The following is a 2,374-nucleotide window of genomic DNA, read 5'->3' on the forward strand; positions in this document are numbered from 1 at the left end:
TTAATTAGCAGGGTTGTGAATGGTGGCACCCCAAGCAAAGGTGAAGGTTGGCATCGCCGGCTTTTGGAGCGAATGGCCACTGCAACCGAGCAACGCCCAGCTGTATTAAAAGATGCTACCCAAGTAGGGCTTCAGGAATATCTGCGTTTTCGGCATCTAGTGCGCAATCTCTATGCCGATGAACTGCGGCCAGAACCAATTGCGCTTTTATTGAGGCAGTTGCCGCCTTTATGGCATCTAATCCAAAATGATTTGCTGGAGTTTCGCCACTGGTTGCGCAGCACGGCTAGTTCCCACAACCTGTGAAGTTCCACGCAGGTTTTAGCCAGCAAGCCCCAATTGCCATGAGATAATTAAAAAAGCCAGGTCCATGGTTTCAGGTTCACCATGCAAATTCTCAATACCCTCACTGTTTTGGCACTGGTGGTGATGTCTTTTGTGTTGATCGTTGCAGTGCCAGTGCTTTATGCCAGCAACGACGACAGCGGCCGCGGCAATCGTCTTATTCTTATTGGTGGATTGGCATGGGTTGCTTTGGTATTGGTTAATTGGGGCGTAAGTGTTTTTGTGGTGTGAGAATTTATGACCGTTTTTGAAGGGCGTTTTACTGAGGCTGCAAGCCTCAAGATCGCAGTGGTGGTGGGTCGTTTTAACGATTTGGTAACAGCCAAGTTATTAAGCGGCTGCCTTGATTGTTTAGGTCGCCACGGCCTTGATGTATCACCCACCAGTAATCAGCTTGATGTGGCTTGGGTGCCAGGCAGTTTTGAAATCCCTTTGGTGGCTCAGCGCTTAGCGCGCACCGGCGATTACAACGTGGTAATCACACTTGGCGCTGTTATTCGCGGTGATACGCCCCATTTCGATGTGGTGGTAGCTGAAGTTAGTAAAGGTGTGGCGGCGGTTGCTCGAGATACCGGCACACCAGTAATTTTTGGAGTGCTCACAACAGACACGATGCAGCAGGCCTTGGAACGGGCAGGTATTAAGAGCAATCTCGGTTGGAGCTATGCGCTACAAGCGCTGGAGATGGGTAGCTTGTTTAAAGGATTGCCTTGAAATGGCAATTAATAGGAAGGGAATGGTTCTAGCTGGCGGTAGTGGAACTCGTTTAGCGCCATTAACAACAGCTGTTAGCAAACAACTGATGCCTGTATATGACAAGCCGATGATTTATTACCCATTAACTACATTAATGCTTGCAGGGTTGCGAGAAGTTTTGATAATTACAACCCCTCAAGATCAACCAGCTTTTAAGAGATTATTAGCTGATGGTAGCGCTTGGGGTATGCAGATCAGCTATGCGGTGCAACCTAGCCCCGATGGATTGGCCCAAGCATTTTTGATCGGTTCAAAATTTCTTGCTGAGTCACCAGCTGCGTTGGTACTTGGCGATAATCTTTTTCATGGTCACGACCTTAGCTTGCAGTTGCAAGCAACTAATAGTGATACAGAGGGTGCAACAGTATTTGCATATCCGGTGCGAGATCCCGAACGCTATGGGGTTGTTGAATTTGATAATGAAGGTAGGGTAGTGAGTTTGGAGGAAAAACCAACAAAACCTAAGAGCCGTTTTGCTGTTACTGGTTTGTATTTTTATGATTCCTCTGTAGTGGAACGCGCCCGCCAAGTGCAACCTTCTGCGCGCGGTGAATTGGAAATTACAGATTTAAATCGCAGTTATTTGGATGATGGTTTACTGCGTGTTGAATTAATGGGTAGGGGTATGGCTTGGCTTGATACCGGCACTCCCGATTCATTGCATGAAGCTTCTGCTTACATCCGCACCCTTGAACATAGGCAAGGGCTGAAAGTGGGCTGTCCGGAGGAGGTGGCTTATCGCATGGGTTGGATTGATGCTGAACAGCTGGAACATCTTGCGCAGCCCCTTAGAAAAAGTGGATATGGGAATTACCTTTTGCAGGTGTTGAGGGAGCCCGATGCAGGTTGAAGATTTGGATGGGGTATTACTTTTTACCCCAAAAGTATTTGGAGACGAACGGGGATTTTTCTATGAAAGTTGGAATCAACAAAAATTTTTAGAGCTTCTCCAAATCCACGGGCAAAAAGTTACTGAGTTTGTGCAAGATAATCACTCTCGTTCTTGCTGCGGTGTTTTAAGAGGTTTGCATTATCAACTGCCGCCCCATGCCCAAGGCAAATTAGTGCGCTGTGTTGTGGGTGAAATATTGGATGTAGCAGTTGATATACGTTGCAACTCCCACACATTCGGTAAAAGCCAAACTGTAGTTTTGAGTTCGCAAAATCATAAACAGCTTTGGGTACCGCCGGGATTTGCCCATGGATTTCTTACTTTAAGTGAAAATGCTGAAGTTTTATATAAAACCACAGATTTCTGGAGCCGCGATAGCGA

General features: G+C 46.8%; 4 protein-coding genes and 1 pseudogene. All 5 read left to right on the forward strand.

Annotated features, from left to right (window positions below; all coding sequences use genetic code 11):
- A pseudogene (locus KB557_RS10750) lies at positions 1–306 on the forward strand (hypothetical protein); the annotation flags it as partial.
- An 81-nt stretch (positions 307–387) separates the two neighbouring features.
- Entirely contained in the window at positions 388–576 is a 189-nt protein-coding gene (gene psbZ, locus KB557_RS10755) for a photosystem II reaction center protein PsbZ (RefSeq protein WP_255134078.1), read from the forward strand.
- 6 nt (positions 577–582) lie between these two features.
- Positions 583–1,059 (forward strand): 6,7-dimethyl-8-ribityllumazine synthase, encoded by a 477-nt coding sequence (gene ribH / locus KB557_RS10760; RefSeq protein ID WP_255134080.1) that lies wholly within the window; start codon positions 583–585, stop codon positions 1,057–1,059.
- 1 nt (position 1,060) lies between these two features.
- A complete protein-coding gene (rfbA, locus tag KB557_RS10765; protein WP_255134082.1) occupies positions 1,061–1,951 on the forward strand; it encodes a glucose-1-phosphate thymidylyltransferase RfbA in 891 nt (296 codons plus the stop codon).
- Positions 1,941–2,374 (forward strand): dTDP-4-dehydrorhamnose 3,5-epimerase (rfbC, locus tag KB557_RS10770; RefSeq protein WP_255134084.1); only part of this gene is annotated, 434 nt, incomplete at its 3' end. The genes rfbA and rfbC, both read left to right, overlap by 11 nt.

Source organism: Synechococcus sp. Cruz CV12-2-Slac-r, assembly GCF_024346075.1.
Classification (GTDB): domain Bacteria; phylum Cyanobacteriota; class Cyanobacteriia; order PCC-6307; family Cyanobiaceae; genus Synechococcus_D.